A 266-nucleotide genomic window follows, 5' to 3' on the forward strand; every position below is an offset into this window, starting at 1 on the left:
GAACCCGCGGATCGTCAAGAGCCGGCTGTGGCAGGACACCCGCGAGGCGATCTTCACCAGCCCGGACGTCGAGACGTTCTACGCCATGCCGGGCGACCTCCGCCTCGACATGAACCGCGACCCCGAGGTGATGCGGGCCCGCGAGGAGCGGGCCCTCCAGGCCGAGCAGGAGCAGCAGAACCCGTAACCGCCAGGGACGCCAAGAGCGCCAAGGAACACCCGAGGCAAGTCAGGAACCGCGGATGAACGCGGATGAACGCAGATAG

General features: G+C 67.7%; 1 protein-coding gene. It reads left to right on the forward strand.

What is annotated here, in order from left to right; translation table 11 throughout:
• A partial coding sequence (locus tag R0J87_RS21090; protein ID WP_498888721.1) for a hypothetical protein occupies window positions 1-187 on the forward strand: 187 nt, incomplete at its 5' end.
• Window positions 188-266: the final 79 nt, after the last annotated feature.

The organism is Halomonas sp. SIMBA_159 (genome assembly GCF_046536035.1).
Lineage (GTDB): Bacteria > Pseudomonadota > Gammaproteobacteria > Pseudomonadales > Halomonadaceae > Vreelandella > Vreelandella venusta_A.